Origin of the sequence: Leptospira johnsonii (assembly GCF_003112675.1) — a bacterium.
GTDB classification, from domain to species: Bacteria; Spirochaetota; Leptospiria; order Leptospirales; family Leptospiraceae; genus Leptospira_B; species Leptospira_B johnsonii.
The window spans coordinates 93,479-108,532 of sequence record NZ_BFAY01000008.1 but is presented as its reverse complement, the minus strand read 5'-3'; the positions used below and the strand labels follow the sequence as shown (position 1 = coordinate 108,532).

Here is a 15,054-nt window from a genome sequence, read left to right as displayed (position 1 = left end):
ATCATGATCGTAGACGATGAGATCCAGATCCGTCGATTGCTTCGGGTTGCGCTCGAAAAAGAAGGATACAAGGTGGAAGAAGCAGTCTCCGTCGATGATGCTTTATCAAAAGTTTATATGGTTCGCCCTGATTCTATCGTCTTAGATCTGGGGTTGCCAGAAAAGGGAGGAGAAGAATTCCTAAAAAAGATCAGGGAGTCAGGTTCAAAGATCCCAGTATTAGTTTTAAGTGTTAGAGATTCGGAAAAGGATAAGATCTTTTTGCTCGATAGTGGAGCGGACGACTATCTCACCAAACCTTTCGGCGTTGGGGAGTTGCTTGCAAGGATCAGAGTATTATTGAGACATTCTTCTCCCGAGAAAACGGATGTTAAAGTAAAGATTGGGCTTTTGGAATTGGATTTTGGGACTAGAAAAGTTTTGAAAGAAGGAAAAGAAGTCCGACTGACACCTACAGAGTATTCTTTTCTAAAATTACTTGCGACTTATCCTGGAAAGATCGTAACCCAAACCCAGATCTTAAAGGAACTCTGGGGTCCGAACCAAATGGCAGAATCCGGTTACTTAAGAGTGTATGTAAATCAGATCCGTAAAAAAATAGAAAGAGATCCCGGTAATCCTGAAATTTTGATCACAGAACCCGGAGTAGGATACTTCTTAAAGACTGACTCTTAATGTTTTTATAATATTATTCTTTATAGCGGACTAAGAAAAGTCCGGAACCGTCCGAGAGTTCCCAGTTCCTAAACTCGGTCTCTTCTTCCCAGGTTTCCAGATCGCAGATCACTAGGTCCGCTTCGGAAAGAACCTGAGGATTTTCTCCCTTTAAGATAGTGATCCTTTCTTTTTTCAGAAGATTTCTTTCTTTTTGGGAGAATTGAGGAACTTTACCTCTCGGGTCCCAGATAGAAAGTTTAGCTCCTATCTTCTTTGCCATGGTGAGAGCGAAACCTAGTAGTTTTACATCCTTATCTGAGTAAACTGCTAAGATAAAACGATCTAATTCTTTTAATTTTTCTGCAACCAGTATCCCTGCGTTCGTTTCGGATTCGGACAGAAGTGTTCTGATCTTTCCTCCTAGTACATCGTCGCTGAATAAGGATTTGGCGCCTCCGGTCAGGAATATATTATAATTTCCTGATTGGATCGTTTTTAGTATATCTCTTGTGACGTTGTCGGAAGGTTTATATAGCGTTTTGAGCTTGATTCCAAGTTCTTTAGAAAGTTTGAATAGAGGTTCGAAACTTTTTTTCTCATACTTTTGAGCGGTTTTCCCGGAGATCCATGCATCTGGTGTAAGATGGAGCGCTGTAACTTCTTTCGTTTTGTTCCCATTTTGGAATAATCCGGAAGCGAGTCTTAATAGATCCACACCTCTGGAATGTAATGCGAATGCGAGCAGTATACCTTCTTCTCTTTTGTCTTTGACTACCGCAAAGATTTTTTCAATAAGATTCAAGCTTGGTCCGGTCATGTATGTTGTGACCAATGCCATAAGAACCATCATGGAGAAGATTTGAGAAGACAATACTCCGATATCGTAGCCTATATTGAGGACGATCAATTCCATGAGTCCTCTGGTGTTCATGAGTGCACCCAAGGATAATGAATCTTTCCAGTTGTTTCCGGACGCTTTCGCAGCGATTGTACTTCCCGCAAATTTTCCTACGATGGCGACTATAAGGACCATTGCAAAATCGAACCACAAGTTTCCTTGGTTCAATAGACCGATCTGAGTCCTGATTCCGGTTAACGCGAAAAATAATGGAAGAAAGATCGCAGTACTTAAGTCTTCTACCTTTTCCGCTAAAAGTGTCCTAAGCTTGGGTTTGTCAGGCATAACAACCCCGGCTAAAAACGCTCCAAACAATGCGTGTATACCGATGGATTCTGTGATCCAGGCAGACGCGATCGGGAAAAGTAGGAACAATGCCACCGCCATTTTGGTGAATGCTTCTCTGTTTGTGAAGATCCCTCCGGCTCTATGCATTGCTGGCTGGACTATTTTCCACATTATAATAACGTAAATGATCGCAAGGATTATGGTGAATAACGCAGCTAAAAGCCCTCCTGCTTGCACAAGAGCGATCACTACTGCAAGTAAACACCATGCGGTCAGATCATCTGAAGCGGCACAGGTGAGTGCGAGTCCCCCTAATTTTGTTTTGGTCAGTCCTCTTTCTTGGACGATACGGGCAAGGACTGGAAAGGCAGTGATACTCATTCCTATTCCCATAAATAAGGAGAAAGAAAGAAATGTGACTTCGGGAGGAGCTAATGTTTTGTAAATGGAAAGCGCTAAGATCGCTCCCATTAAGAATGGAAGAAGAATGCTCGCATGAGAGATCAGTATCGCGGAGTCCGCTTGGTTTCGGAGTATCTTTAGATCCAATTCCATTCCGACCACGAACATGAAGAATACCAGACCGATCTGGCTTAATAGTTGTAGAGAACTTAAAGAAACTTTGGGAAATAAGAATTGATACTGTTCCGGGAATAATAACCCAAACAAAGAAGGACCTAAGAGTATACCTGCAAGTATCTCTCCGACTACGAATGGTTGTCTTACAAGAACTGCAAGTTTACCCATTACTCTAGTAGCGGCAATTACGACTCCGATTTGTAATAATAGAAGCGGAAGAGGTTCATGGAAACCTTTCCAAAGTTTCGCTCCCGCTTTTTTCCAAATATCTATTGTATCTTCAGCGGACTCGACCGAGGTAGAAGGACTTGCCTCGACGGTAGTAACTTTTCCTATTTCTAATGACTTACCTTGTTTCGCTACGAAAAGAAAGGCCCCGAAAGAGAGCAATAATAGGGTTATATAGAAAATCGCGTTTCGTTTCATCCTTAGAATCGGAAACCCTCGGAATGTTGGAGTTCCTCCATACTATAAAAATGGAAAGAATGAGAAAAGGATAATACTTAGTTAGAGGCAGAGAAATATTTTTCCCAAAACCCTTTTTCTCTTAGATATTCCATACCAAACTTAGCAGCTTCTAAGGGAGATAAGGTTTCGGCTTCGCTTTCTATTCTGGACAAGAATAGATAAGATCTTTTCGGGCCTTTCCAAAAAAACCAATACCAAGAGACTGATCTTCCATGGGCATATCCAGTTGCAGAATCTGAGTAGAAACCGGAGTAATTCCCAAAGTTGCCGTCTAATTTATGAGTGCCTGTTGGGTTTTTGATCTCACCTGGATTTCTTTCTAAACCTTCTAATACAGAGTTTAGGTTCTTCTTCCTGACCCCTAATTCTCCGTTGAATAGTTTCCATAAGAATAAGTAGAATTCTTCTGCTGTCCAAGAATATCCTCCGTCCATCCAAAAAGATCTAGAAGGCTCGAATGGGACGGTTGTAGGAAGTCCAACAGAAGACAACCAGGTCTTAAGTTTCGTATTTCCCGTATCCATCCAGATCTTTTGGAAATACCAGACTGTGGAACTTTCCAAAGAAGTCCTGAGATTCTGTTCCTTCTGCCATCTGATATAAGGGAACTTGGTTTTGTCCCAAGGGAAATATCCATGAGGATCTTTTAATGTTCCAAGTTCCAAAGCTGCCAATGCAAGCACCGGTTGGAATACATACATGGAAGGGGAGGTCTTCTTGCAGTTATCTTCTCCTACTTTTAAAAGTGTACCTTCTTCCATTTCGGCTAAGAATAGGCAGACTTTTCTGTCGGAGAGATTCAGTTCTTCTTTTTGGACGGTCGGCGAGTCTGTTCCTGTCTTTACGGAGCAGGAAAGAAGAAGAACCGCAAGAGAAAAACTGAATATTTGCCTCATACAAACCAGGCGTAGATTGTAAGATAGGTAACGAATAAGAAAAGAGGAATGTAGAACATAAGGAAAATTTTTCCGATCTTTCTCCAATTGGTCATAGTATATTTACGCACGAATTCGGTCATTTCTTCCCTATTCATCGAATATAGTTCACTCGAATCGTTCCAACCGAAAATATTTCCTGCGAGTCTGCCTATAATCTCCTCTTTATGAGCTTGGATGATTTCCCAGGCTTCTTCCTGTTCGGAAACATTGGAGGAGAGAAGCTGGAGAAAAATTTTAGGAACCAAGAATATTCTGCCAATCATCAGGCTCGAAGCTCTCGTAAATAATCCCAAGAAGAACATTGCTGAGAAGAGTGGATTTTCTCTCTTGAGCCCGAATACGATCCCTAAACTTACCACGTAAGCTCCGTATCCTATATATAATCCGGCGAATTCGAATCTTCGATTCGTTTTTTTCTCTTTTAAAAATTCTTCGTACAGTTGGGAGGATACGGTTTTCATTCTCTTATTAGTCCGACTTCGGACTTCCCGAAAATTCTAGATCTGAATGCTAAGATTTTTGGATTCAGTAGGGAGACAAGTATTTCTGATCTCACTTCCGCCGTTCCTTCGTTATGTCCCCGACAAGACCTTAAAAAAACAAAACTAAAAAATCGCCTCTTCTTCCGAGAATAAGAGAAAAGAAAAGGCGGAGCGGATGAACGGCGTAGTTCGAAAAAAAGAAAGAAAGATACTCACCGGGGAATTTTGGACTTCCAAACAAAGGCAGTCTCATCCCATCCATTACGTGGTCAGTTACAGAGCCTCGTTCAAACCTGAATTACCAGCCTTCTTCATCGGAAAATATTTGGAGAATCGAAAAGGGATCGTGTTCGATCCTTTTGGTGGAAGAGGGACTACTGCTGTCCAAGCTAATTTAGAAGGTTATGCTGCCATCCATAACGATATCAGTCCTATGTCCTTGTTCTTGGCGAAGTCCAGACAAACTGTTCCTTCTCTAGAAAAACTGGAAAAAGCACTTAGTACTTTGGATCTGCGCACTAAGGTTAAAGAAGAAAAGGAAGACGAGGGTCTTTTACATTTTTATCATAAAGATACTTTAAAAGAGATCAAGAATCTGAAAAAGATACTTTCAGATTCGGATTCTCCTGAACTCCAATATTTGGGTCTGACCGCATTGTCCAGGCTTCATGGTCATAGTAACGGATTTTTTTCAGTGTATAGCTTTCCTCAGATCTCTATTCCTCCTTTGGCTCAGAAAAGAAATAATGAGAAGAAGGGAGTTGTCCCTGATTATAGAGAGATCAAACCTCGAATTCTGCAAAAGATGAAAAGGGACCTGAAAGAATCTCTTACACCTTTTTATCACGAGTTTTCTTCTAGGAACAGATATACCAACCATTCTTCTTTGGATCTTTTCGGTCTAGAGGAGAATTCTGTGGATCTTGTCGTGACCAGTCCTCCATTTTTGGATAAGGTGAACTACGAAGAGGACAATTGGCTTAGATATTGGTTCTTAGATATTGAATTGGAGAAGGACCAGAAACCGAGTATATTCGCAACTCTCGCAGGTTGGTGTGAATTCATCCAGGGGACTTTGGCGGAACTTTCCAGAGTAGTTAAACCGGGTGGAACGGTTGTCATGGAAGTGGGAGAAGTCAGAAAAGGTAAGACTGTCTTTAACCTAGACGAATACGTGATCAAATGTGCGGAATCTACCGGTCTTGTCTGGGAGAACACCTATATCAACGACCAGAAATTCACGAAACTTGCCAATTGTTGGAATGTTTCGAATAACGAGAAGGGCACAAATTCGAATCGTTGTGTAGTGTTCCGTAACCTGAAGTAAGAGTCACGGAGTTAGCAAAAGGCACAGGGTAAAATTCTCACACAGAGGCACAAAGACACGGAGAAATGCGTTTGTTGGAATTCCGACAAAAATCTCTCTGCGACTCCGTGGCTCTGTGCGCAATTACTCTGTGTCTCTTCTTCCTAAAAACCGGTATTTTGTCCCAAAAATCCTTAATTAACCCCTGTGGATTTTTTTGGATTGGCCGATATGTAAAGGGATCGAGGTATAAACTCAAATGATGCGTTCCCTTTGGACAGCCGCGACTGGAATGACCGCCCAGCAATTTCATATCGATACTATTTCAAACAACTTGGCAAACGTGAATACCACCGGTTTTAAAAAGAACCGCGCAGATTTTGAGGACCTCGTTTACCAACACATGGTTTTGGCAGGAACCCCTGCTACCTCTGTGAGTGAAATTCCCACAGGTGTGAATGTGGGTCACGGGGTGAGGGCGGCAGCTTCTCAGAAGTTATTCGAGATTGGTTCCTTTCAGGCGACTGGGAACAAGCTGGATCTTGCGATCACAAGCGAGATGGGATTTTTTAAGATCCAAATGCCTGATGGAAGTTTTGCATTCACTCGCGACGGTTCTTATAAGATAGATTCCAATCAACAAGTAGTTACATCTAACGGTTATTTATTGGAACCCCCTTTAATCCTTCCAGAGGGAGCGATCCTAAATACTCTAATGATCTCCGAACAGGGAGAAGTTACCGTAAAGATCGGGGCCGATATCCGTCCTACTGTGATCGGTCAGGTAGAATTGTATCGTTTTGTAAACCCTGCGGGTCTTCAAGCGATCGGTAAAAACCTATTCCAAGAGACTGTTGCTTCCGGCCCTGAAATTCCTGGGACTCCAGGTATGGAAGGTTTCGGGAATGTTCTGCAAGGATTCTTGGAGATGTCTAACGTAAAAATCGTAGAAGAGATGGTGAATATGATCGTAGCTCAAAGAGCTTATGAGTCCAATTCCAAAGCCATCCAAACTTCGGATAATATGTTATCTACCGCAATCGGACTGAAACGTTAATTGATATGAATTTCCGCTTCATTATCCTATTCTGCATTCTAACCGGGCTTTTTGTGTCCGGTTCGGAAAAGGTAGAAGGTATGGAAGCGGTTTATCTTCGCGGAAAACTTCTTACCCAAAAAAAAGAAGTGCTACTCTCTGAGATCGCTAAACTTCCGGACGGGATGAAGGATAAGATTATATTAAAAAATCTGAATGCACCTGTGCTGATCCGTCCTGAAAATTTGAGAGAAGTGTTGGCAGGTGTTCCTGTTTCCGGGAAAGAAACTTTAGTTTTACCTTTAGATTCAGAATTGGATCCGGAAGATTTGCAAGAAAGTCTGAAAAAGGAAGTTTCTAAACTTCCCCAAGACAAAGAAGGAGATTTCAGAATTTCCTATTTGAGCGGGGATAGACTTGTTCCGAGCCAAGGTGTGGAACTGAAATGGGCAGGACTTCCTCAGGTAATCCATCCGGGACAAATTGTTGCTTCTTTGGATTTTTATTTCGAAAATAGAAAGGTCCATACGCAAAGGATCAAATTTAAGTTGGAGAGAAGAACGAACGCGCTCTTCGCCAAAAAAGAGATCCGCAAAGGACAAAAACTTCAGGTAGAAGATCTGGAAGAAAGAACTGTTTACATGGAAGAATCTTTTACAGACGGGATTTCCGATAAGGATATAGGCTCTACTGCACTTAAGGATTTGCAAACTGGGGAACTTCTCCGCAAAAAACAATTTAGGTTCTTATTTGACGTACAAAGAGGCGGGGATGTGAATCTTGTTTTTACCAAGGGGAACCTGGTGGTAAAATCAAAGACAAAAGCATTAAGTTCCGGTAATATAGGGGAGATCGTGGACGTTTCTTCTCATTCCAAAGAAGGAAAAATTTCCGCGAGAGTGGTGGAGAAGGGCACAGTCCTTTTAGAGAATTGATATGATCCGAAGCTTGAAATTCTTACTTCCAATTCTATTTTTATCAGGAATGATCGCGCTCTTTGCTCAGGATCTTTCCCAATGGCAGGATAAAAATCCTTACTCAAGAAGCCAGAATCTAAGAGTGGGATCCACTATATTCGTAAAATTGAAAGAAGGTTTTACGGCAGAGTTCGAGATAGAATCCACTGCGGATGAGAATATCACGATCAAAGCTGTGCCTGATAAAAAAGTGATCCCTGAAAATCCTACCTATAATACGGATCGCACGATCGTTCGTAAGAACAAAGGAAAGATCAAATCTCTTGGAAAGCTGAAAGGAAATCTCACTGCAGTAGTTACCGCAGTGGATGCGAATACCGGACTTTTGACATTACAAGGTCAACGATCTTCTACTTATAATGGGGAGCCTTCTCAAGTTCTTTTAACCGGAAGATTGTCTCCAGACTTTATTGCCAGAGATAATTCAGTGGATGCGGACCGGATCGCAGATCTTCAGATCCAATTTACAGGAAGAATCGAACCTAAAAATTTACAACCTCCTATTACTTTAAAAACGATCAATAATCCTGATGGAACTGTAACAGTCAAAGCGGAACTTTCGGAAGAAGAAAAACAAAGATATATTCTGGAACAGTTGAACCGCCTATTGGGAGAGTCCAGATGAAAAAAGCAATTTTACTTTTTATAATATTCTCCTTATCTCTTTTTGGAGCGGAAGTTCGTCTCAAAGATCTGGCCAAAATAGAAGGGATCAGAGATAACCAGATCACAGGTTATGGGATCGTGGTTGGACTTCCTGGTACTGGGGACTCTAAAACTCCAATGACCACTGAGAGTATGAAAAATTATCTCAAGAACCTGGGAGTGGATGCAAATCTAAAGCCTGAGCAGACTAAAAATATCGCTTCCGTATTAATTACCGCTAATATTCCTTCTTATGCTCGTAAGGGAGATAGATTGGATGTGACCGTTTCTTCTATAGGGGACGCAAAGTCTTTGGAAGGAGGAGTACTTCTTCAATCTCCTTTAAAGACTGCGAACGATAAAATTTACGCTGTGGCAAGCGGAGTTATCTCTTTCGGCGGAAAAGAGAATAGTGCAGGTGGCTTAGGTAGAGCTTCCAAAAAGACCGTAGGAATTGTCCACGCAGGTGCAATCGTGGAAACGGAACTAAAAGAAGATTTCTTTTCCAACCAAAGAGTTGTCATTCGATTGAATAGCCAAGACTTCTCTTTGATGAATAATGTAGTCAATCGTATCAAAGAAACTGTTCCTGAAAAATTCGGACTAAAAGCGGAGTCCATCCAGGCATTAACACCCTCCGAGATAGTGATCGAAGTCGGTGCCGGGTTTTCCGCAAAGTCTCCGGGACTTCTTAACCTTCTTTCCGATCTGGAAAACATCACTGTAGAGTCGAATCCAAGAGCAAAAGTAGTTATCAATGAAAGATCCGGTGTAATCGTGATGGGCGGAAATATCACCATTGATGAAGTCGCAGTCGCTAGATCGGGCCTAAGTCTTTCCGTTGCGGATAAGAACAGAAGACCTACCAGACTTAGCGGAGAAAAACCTCCAACAAAAGAATCTTTCGTGATAGAGGAGGCAACTCAGGTCTCCGACGTGGTGGAAGCGTTGAATAAAGTAGGAGCTTCCACAAAAGATATCATCGCAATTTTAGAGGCATTGAAGGCGGCAGGTGCACTTCATGCGGAATTGGAGATACAATAATGATAGATAAAATCCAAGACTATCGATCTAAATTGGATCTTTCCGAAAGACCGGAAGTGCAAAGACTTTTACGAGAAGAGAAGAATGTAAAGCCAGGCCAAACTTTTCCGGACCAATTGAGAGAAGAATTTAATAATACTCTATCCGGAAAGGTTTCCTCTTCCGAGGTAAAAATGCCTCATAATATCAAAGAAGAGATTTCCGCCGATCCATATCGCAAGAAATTATACGATGCATCCGTAGAATTCGAATCCATCTTCGTAAAGATGATGTTGAAAGAAATGAAATCGACAGTTCATAAGTCTGGACTGATAGACGGTGGATACGCGGAAGAAATTTTCGAAGATATGCTCTATGACGAATATTCTAAGAATCTATCTGCGAATTCCTCTTTGGGACTTGCAGAGCAGATCTATCAATCTTTGTCTTCTAATCTTCCACCAATCTCTAAGTTAGATTCAAAAGTTTAATCGATCAGTCTTCTTTCCAGGCTCTTTCGAAACCTTTGGAAGCTAGATTTTTCGCAATCTCGATATCTACTCCAAAACTTCTAAGCACAAGGGTCATCATTTCTCTATCGTGTAATTTATTCTTTGCCCTTCCTTCTAATATGTTCCGGATCCCATAATGTAAGGAACCCACAAAAAGTCCGAGTGCGGTTTCTGTAGATTCGATGGTGAATTTTCCAGATGTGACACCTTTTTGCAGATCTCTCAATGGATAACTTAAAAGCATGTCGCTCATCCTAGGTGTTACAGCTGCAATTCGGATAAGTGCCCAGGCCCAATTCGAATCCATTCTTGCTTTTTTAAAGAAGTAAATTCCCGCCAACGCCATTCTTTCCGCAGGATCATCCAGATCTCCCATAATGGTTTCCACTTCGGAGGCGAGAGATTCTATCATAGCCAAGGAGGAAGCTTCTAAAAGTTCCTCCTTGGTTTTGAAATGATTATAAAAGGTTCCGTTTGCAATTTCAGCTTCCGCAATCACATCCGAGATTGACGCTTCTCCTGCATCTTTTCTTGCGAAAAGTTTGAGAGCAGCTTTCAGGATTTGGACCCGAGTTCTCTCTCTTTTCGGGGGTAGTTTCTTGGGTGGCGAGGTCATAAGAGATGATTCCTTCATCCAAATTATGACACAATTACATTTTTGATAGATTTATCAAAAATGATCTGATCTATCTATTTTTTTTTCTAAATTTATTGACGTTTTTATCATTTTTGATTAGTATTTCATTTTATGGAAGAAGTCGAGGAATTGGAGAAACCAAATGTTTTAATCGTAGGTGCGGGCCCGGTAGGAGTTCTGACCGCGAATCTTTTGGGAAGTGAAGGAATTCCAGTCCTGCTTATAGATCAGAATCCGGGAATTTTGGAAATCCCAAGAGCCATTTCCTTGGACCAAGACGCTTTGAGAATACTCCAAGCTTCCGGGCTAGGTGAAGAGGCTTCTAAAATTATGCCATCCATTTCCTGGGTGGAAATGATCTCCCCTTACGTAGGAACATTAGCTAAGATCAATTCTATGGGATCCATGGACGGACATCCTCGTTTGGTTTCCATTTATCAGCCGGACTTGGAGAGACTTCTAAGAAAGGGCCTGGAAAGATTCGATCATGTAAAGCTTTGGTCAGAATGTACTTATTTAACTCATATAGAGTCGGATTCGGGTATTATCGTAAAAGTCAAATATAACGGAACTACTTATAGAATTTCGACAGGTTTTCTTTTAGGGTGCGACGGTGCTCATAGTCAGGTCCGTGAAAAACAAGGATGGAAACTGAAAGGTTCTTCTTACAAGGAAGATTGGCTGATATTAGATGTAGATGATTTGCCTAACGTTCTAGATAAGGTTGAATTTATCTGCGATCCCAAAAGGCCTATCGCACATGTCCCAGGTCCCGGAAAATCCCAACGCTGGGAGTTTCTTCTTAGGAACGGAGAGACCAAGGAGGAGATGGAGAAGCCGGAAAAGGTTGCAGAACTCATTCGCCCTTGGGGAGAACTCTCTTCCATGAAGGTCCAGAGAAAAGCCGTATATAGATTCCAAGCAAAGACAGTGGAATGTATGGGTAAGGGGAGAGTATTCTTGCTGGGAGATTCTGCTCATTTAACTCCTCCTTTTGCGGGACAGGGCTTAGTGAGTGGTATGAGGGATTCCTTCAATCTTGTCTGGAAGATCGCATCCGTTTTACGTAAAGAAGCTTCTAAAGATATACTTTCCAGTTATAACATGGAGAGAAGGCCACATGCAAAAAAGATGATACGTTTGGCTGTTTTTTTGGGTTCGATCATCATGACCAGAAGTAGGATCGCAGCTTTTTTCCGGGACTTATTGATGAAGTTCCTATCTTTTACTCCTGCTCGTCCTTATTTATCGGATCTGAGATTAAAACCGGATAATTCTTTCGGTAAAGGTCTATTCTTAAAGAAGGATACATTAAGGAATTCTTCTATTTCTCCCGGATCAGTTTTTCCTCAAGCACCTCTCCGATCGAAGGACGGGAATTGGGAATTGTCCGATTCTTTACTAGGCTCTCATCTCTGTCTAGTCGGTTACGGAGTTCATCCTTCCCGGATACTAAGCCAATCTTGCATTGAGATTTGGAAAAGAATGGGAGGAATGATATTACATATTTCGAATCAACAACAGGCATCCGAGATTACCTCTAATTCCGTCGAAGATGTTACTTCTTCTTTTTTGAAATTTTTCGGCGGAGCGGATCGATTCGCGATCGTTCGTCCGGATAAGATTGTAGCTGCAGTCTTTCAGGGAAAGGAAGCGGATGATACCGTTTTAAGATTTGCGGAAATCTATCGAGGAAAAATGCCATGAAACAATTACCTTCCAAATGTCCGACAAGATCGAAGAATCCTATAAGCAAGGCGAGAGATATCGCGTATGTTAGGTTAGGAAGAAAAAATCCGGAATTAACCGCCGAATACTATAAGGATTTTGGGCTCTCTCCCTTTGAATTGTCTAAGGAAAGAGTTTTGTTTCATGGCTTTAGCTCCGATCTACCCTGTTGGTCTTTGGAAAAGGCCGACAGGGACTTTTTACTTGGATTCGGATTGTATATATCTTCGACGGAGGAATTCGAAAGGTTAAGACGTATGGATGGAGCCGAGGTCTGGCCTCAGGGAAGGTTCGGCACCGAGCATTTTCCGACCGTAACGATTAAGGATCCTTCCGGCCTTCCGGTGGATGCAGTATTACTTTCCTCTTCCTTTACAGAAAAGGAGACGGATAGAAAGTCTATACATTGGAATTGTGATGGAAAGATCTTACGAAAAAATCAGCCCCAACCGTGGGATGTAGGACCCGCGAAAGTAAATCGTTTGGGACATGCAGTTTTTTTAAAACAGGAATTTTTAAAGAATGCACAGTGGTATTGCGAAGTATTTGGTATGATCCCTTCCGATATACAGATACTTCCGGGATCCAAGGAGCCTGTGATCGCTTTTTTAAGATGTGATTTGGGAGAAGAGCTCACGGATCATCATACGATAGTGATTGCCTTCGGAATAGACGATAGATTGGAACATTGCGCTTTTGAGTTGAAAGATTTGGACGAAGTAGCTAAAGGAAGGGAATGGCTTTTAAAAAGAGGTTGGAAACCAGCTTGGGGGATCGGAAGGCATATATTAGGAAGTCAGATATTCGATTATCAGAGAGATCCAAGTGGAATGCTCGTGGAACACTATACAGACGGAGATAAATTTGACGATGCCGTTCCAGTAGGATTTCACCTGATCAGTAGGGAAAGTCTGTACCAATGGGGACAAGATATGCCTGAGGATTTTTTAGACACTGAGCTTTCTTTGGATAAGCTGGTTGAACTTGTAAAAGGAATATTTTCAGGAAGGAAAATCGAGTTAAGGAAGCTGATAGAATTGAAAAAGGTCGCAGAACGATCTCCGAGAAGCTGGATTAAATATTAAGAAAAAGGAATGGACTATGGCTAGGAATTACGTACTTTTCGAGAAAGATAAACAAATAGATTGGGCAAAACTCATAGAAGGTAAGGTTTATCCTCTCGGATTAGGGAATTTGGATACGCGCAAATTTTTGGAATTCTCTAAGAAGGATAACTCTAATCTCGGATCGAAGAGTTATAAACTTTCAGAAGTAAAATTGCTTTCTCCGATTTCTTCACCGTGCCAGATCATCTGCCAAGGTGCGAATTATAAACAACATCTGATAGAATCTGGACTTGATCCTGACGATAAGAGTTATAATCTTTTTTTCACCAAATCGGACGCATCCCTGACTTCTCCCGTGGGTGAAGTGATCCGGCCTAATCATGTCAAACTTTTGGATTACGAGATAGAACTCGGTTTTGTTTTCGGAAAATCCATAGATTCTTATATAGAAGTAAATTCCCAAAATATATCAGAGTATGTGGCCGCCATTTTTATGGCGAATGACGTATCTGCAAGAGATATACAACTTCCTCAATTGCAGTGGTATAAGGGAAAATCTTACCGTACGTTTTTACCTGCAGGGCCTGTGCTGGCCGTTTTGGAACCGGGAGATTTTGAGATATTGAATAGTCTGGAGTTGACCTTGCTTGTGAACGATGAAGTCAGGCAGCATGATACTATTTCCAATTTAGTATTCAAGCCGGAGGAGACGATCACTGAACTATCTAACTTTTGTAATATATCTCCTGGAGATGTTTTGTTAACAGGCACTCCTTCCGGATGCGCTCTTAGGGCTCCAGGCAAGATGGTTCAAAAGATCGCTGGACTTCTTTCAGAAAGAAAAAAATGGGAACTTTTCATAAAAGGGCAGAGTAAAAGAACCCAGTATTTACAGCCGGGGGATGTGATTCATTCTTCCATACGAACAGCGGATCGTAGGATTGATCTGGGAGACCAGTTCTTAAAGGTGGTCCAAGGATCGTGAGTCGGATCAATTCATTTTTTAAAGATAAGGTTGTCTGGATTACCGGAGCTTCTTCCGGAATAGGTGAGGCGCTGGCATCGGAGTTGAAAGATTCCGGTGCTAAATTGATTCTTTCCGCAAGAAGAGAAGAGGAGCTAATTCGAGTAAAAGAAGAATTAGGAAAAACTGATGAAGACTGTTTGGTTCTTCCTTTCGATTTGGAAAATTATTCTTATATAGAAAATTTGCCTGATCAAGCCATCCTTAAATTCGGTAAAGTGGACGTTCTGATCAATAATGGAGGGATTAGTCAAAGGTCCTTTGCGCATGAAACCTCCATGTCTACTTACAAGTCTCTCATGAACGTCGACTTTTTCGGAAATATAGCTCTTTCTTTAGCTGTACTTCCTCATTTTCGCGAAAGAAAGCAAGGTTGGATCGTATCCGTTTCCAGCGTGGCTGGAAAGTTTGGAGTCCCGCTTAGAACTGGATACTCGGCCGCAAAATTCGCATTATCCGGATTTTATGAAGCGCTTCGTGCAGAGAACTCCAAAGAAAATCTGAAAGTTCTGTTGGTCTATCCTGGATTTGTACGGACTAAAATTTCAGAAAATGCTTTCTCCGGAAACGGATCCAAACACGGAAAATTAGATCCTGGGATCAGGTCCGGGATCGGAGCGGATGAATGTGCGAGAGAAATCCTTAATTCAATCGCCTTGGGAAAGAATGAGATAGTGATTGCCGGTCCAAAAGAGAAATTCGGGATCTTTCTGCATAAATATTTTCCGAGAGTTTTTGCTTATCAAATATCGAAAGCGAAAGTGGTTTGAGGAATTTCAAACGAGAAAG

15 protein-coding genes are annotated in these 15,054 nt (G+C 41.7%); 11 read left to right on the top strand and 4 right to left on the bottom strand.

All coding sequences use genetic code 11. The features are described 5' to 3' along the window. Positions 1-3: 3 nt before the first annotated feature. Positions 4-675, top strand: coding sequence for a response regulator (locus tag LPTSP_RS08010; protein ID WP_108928299.1), 672 nt, complete (start codon positions 4-6; stop codon positions 673-675). A 13-nt stretch (positions 676-688) separates the two neighbouring features. On the opposite strand, the gene LPTSP_RS08005 is transcribed toward LPTSP_RS08010, so the two are convergent. From LPTSP_RS08005 to LPTSP_RS07995, 3 genes are all read right to left on the bottom strand, one after another. Further along, complete coding sequence (locus LPTSP_RS08005; protein ID WP_108928298.1) at positions 689-2,848, bottom strand: cation:proton antiporter domain-containing protein; 2,160 nt, start codon at positions 2,846-2,848, stop codon at positions 689-691. Between the two features lie 77 nt (positions 2,849-2,925). After that, complete coding sequence (locus LPTSP_RS08000; protein WP_108928297.1) at positions 2,926-3,786, bottom strand: penicillin-binding transpeptidase domain-containing protein; 861 nt, start codon at positions 3,784-3,786, stop codon at positions 2,926-2,928. Next, positions 3,783-4,289, bottom strand: coding sequence for a hypothetical protein (locus LPTSP_RS07995; protein WP_108928296.1), 507 nt, complete (start codon positions 4,287-4,289; stop codon positions 3,783-3,785). The genes LPTSP_RS08000 and LPTSP_RS07995 overlap by 4 nt, the downstream gene beginning before the upstream one ends. 151 nt (positions 4,290-4,440) lie before the next feature. Here LPTSP_RS07995 and LPTSP_RS07990 point away from each other — a divergent pair, with 151 nt between their 5' ends. From LPTSP_RS07990 to LPTSP_RS07965, 6 genes are all read left to right on the top strand, one after another. Then, on the top strand, positions 4,441-5,637 hold the full coding sequence (locus tag LPTSP_RS07990) for a DNA methyltransferase (protein WP_282432935.1): 1,197 nt from the start codon (positions 4,441-4,443) through the stop codon (positions 5,635-5,637). Positions 5,638-5,875: 238 nt separating this feature from the next. Further along, entirely contained in the window at positions 5,876-6,673 is a 798-nt protein-coding gene (gene flgG, locus LPTSP_RS07985) for a flagellar basal-body rod protein FlgG (RefSeq protein WP_020767975.1), read from the top strand. Positions 6,674-6,678: 5 nt separating this feature from the next. After that, the gene (gene flgA, locus LPTSP_RS07980; protein ID WP_174704444.1) at positions 6,679-7,587 is read left to right on the top strand and encodes a flagellar basal body P-ring formation chaperone FlgA; all 909 of its coding nucleotides are present in this window, start codon (positions 6,679-6,681) and stop codon (positions 7,585-7,587) included. A 1-nt stretch (position 7,588) separates the two neighbouring features. Then, on the top strand, positions 7,589-8,254 hold the full coding sequence (locus tag LPTSP_RS07975; protein WP_108928294.1) for a flagellar basal body L-ring protein FlgH: 666 nt from the start codon (positions 7,589-7,591) through the stop codon (positions 8,252-8,254). Further along, entirely contained in the window at positions 8,251-9,318 is a 1,068-nt protein-coding gene (locus LPTSP_RS07970) for a flagellar basal body P-ring protein FlgI (protein WP_108928293.1), read from the top strand. Before LPTSP_RS07975 ends, LPTSP_RS07970 begins: the two co-directional genes overlap by 4 nt. Further along, the gene (locus LPTSP_RS07965) at positions 9,315-9,788 is read left to right on the top strand and encodes a rod-binding protein (protein WP_108928292.1); all 474 of its coding nucleotides are present in this window, start codon (positions 9,315-9,317) and stop codon (positions 9,786-9,788) included. The genes LPTSP_RS07970 and LPTSP_RS07965 overlap by 4 nt, the downstream gene beginning before the upstream one ends. A 4-nt stretch (positions 9,789-9,792) precedes the next feature. Here LPTSP_RS07965 and LPTSP_RS07960 read toward each other — a convergent pair whose 3' ends face one another. Further along, positions 9,793-10,425, bottom strand: a complete 633-nt coding sequence (locus LPTSP_RS07960) for a TetR/AcrR family transcriptional regulator (RefSeq protein ID WP_108928291.1) — start codon at positions 10,423-10,425, stop codon at positions 9,793-9,795. Positions 10,426-10,557: 132 nt separating this feature from the next. Between LPTSP_RS07960 and LPTSP_RS07955 the strand changes: the two genes are divergently transcribed. The 4 genes from LPTSP_RS07955 to LPTSP_RS07940 are packed head-to-tail and all read left to right on the top strand — an operon-like array spanning position 10,558 to position 15,035. Next, positions 10,558-12,153, top strand: a complete 1,596-nt coding sequence (locus tag LPTSP_RS07955; protein WP_108928290.1) for an FAD-dependent monooxygenase — start codon at positions 10,558-10,560, stop codon at positions 12,151-12,153. Beyond that, the gene (locus tag LPTSP_RS07950; protein ID WP_108928289.1) at positions 12,150-13,259 is read left to right on the top strand and encodes a VOC family protein; all 1,110 of its coding nucleotides are present in this window, start codon (positions 12,150-12,152) and stop codon (positions 13,257-13,259) included. Before LPTSP_RS07955 ends, LPTSP_RS07950 begins: the two co-directional genes overlap by 4 nt. 16 nt (positions 13,260-13,275) lie before the next feature. Next, the gene (locus LPTSP_RS07945) at positions 13,276-14,226 is read left to right on the top strand and encodes a fumarylacetoacetate hydrolase family protein (protein ID WP_108928288.1); all 951 of its coding nucleotides are present in this window, start codon (positions 13,276-13,278) and stop codon (positions 14,224-14,226) included. A gap of 5 nt (positions 14,227-14,231) precedes the next feature. Further along, entirely contained in the window at positions 14,232-15,035 is an 804-nt protein-coding gene (locus tag LPTSP_RS07940) for an SDR family oxidoreductase (RefSeq protein ID WP_108928383.1), read from the top strand. The last annotated feature ends 19 nt before the right edge of the window (positions 15,036-15,054 follow it).

What these genes read in the sequence shown, in the direction of transcription:
- LPTSP_RS07955 (WP_108928290.1), top strand. Translation starts at nt 10,558, where the DNA reads ATGGAAGAAGTCGAGGAATTGGAGAAACCAAATGTTTTAATCGTAGGT.
- flgA (WP_174704444.1), top strand. Translation starts at nt 6,679, where the DNA reads ATGAATTTCCGCTTCATTATCCTATTCTGCATTCTAACCGGGCTTTTT.
- LPTSP_RS08000 (WP_108928297.1), bottom strand. Translation starts at nt 3,786, where the DNA reads ATGAGGCAAATATTCAGTTTTTCTCTTGCGGTTCTTCTTCTTTCCTGC.
- LPTSP_RS07960 (WP_108928291.1), bottom strand. Translation starts at nt 10,425, where the DNA reads ATGACCTCGCCACCCAAGAAACTACCCCCGAAAAGAGAGAGAACTCGG.
- LPTSP_RS08005 (WP_108928298.1), bottom strand. Translation starts at nt 2,848, where the DNA reads ATGAAACGAAACGCGATTTTCTATATAACCCTATTATTGCTCTCTTTC.
- LPTSP_RS07995 (WP_108928296.1), bottom strand. Translation starts at nt 4,289, where the DNA reads ATGAAAACCGTATCCTCCCAACTGTACGAAGAATTTTTAAAAGAGAAA.
- flgG (WP_020767975.1), top strand. Translation starts at nt 5,876, where the DNA reads ATGATGCGTTCCCTTTGGACAGCCGCGACTGGAATGACCGCCCAGCAA.
- LPTSP_RS07950 (WP_108928289.1), top strand. Translation starts at nt 12,150, where the DNA reads ATGAAACAATTACCTTCCAAATGTCCGACAAGATCGAAGAATCCTATA.
- LPTSP_RS07975 (WP_108928294.1), top strand. Translation starts at nt 7,589, where the DNA reads ATGATCCGAAGCTTGAAATTCTTACTTCCAATTCTATTTTTATCAGGA.
- LPTSP_RS07970 (WP_108928293.1), top strand. Translation starts at nt 8,251, where the DNA reads ATGAAAAAAGCAATTTTACTTTTTATAATATTCTCCTTATCTCTTTTT.
- LPTSP_RS07945 (WP_108928288.1), top strand. Translation starts at nt 13,276, where the DNA reads ATGGCTAGGAATTACGTACTTTTCGAGAAAGATAAACAAATAGATTGG.
- LPTSP_RS08010 (WP_108928299.1), top strand. Translation starts at nt 4, where the DNA reads ATGATCGTAGACGATGAGATCCAGATCCGTCGATTGCTTCGGGTTGCG.